Genomic DNA, 236 nt, shown 5'->3' with positions numbered 1-236 from the left:
ACAAAAGAAGAGGCAATAGAAAATGGGTTGGAAGACAAAGCGCGTGGTGTAACGGTGGAAGAATATAAAGGCGAAACGATTGTATTGTATGAGTACGAAGGGGCTTTAGGGGCGGCAAGTATTACAGAAAGTGAAAAGGGCTATCATTGGTACAGAAGTGCTCCTTATCACGGATTTGACGCCCCAGGAGACCTTCCTTATGCAACAGGAGGTTTCACACTTGAAACAGAAGCGGG

1 pseudogene is annotated in these 236 nt (G+C 45.8%); it reads left to right on the top strand.

What is annotated here, in order from left to right:
* Positions 1 to 236, top strand: a pseudogene (locus tag SB775_RS33800) (hypothetical protein); the annotation flags it as partial.

It is taken from the genome of Peribacillus sp. SIMBA_075, assembly GCF_046534585.1.
This window is presented reverse-complemented; position numbering and strand designations above follow the sequence as displayed.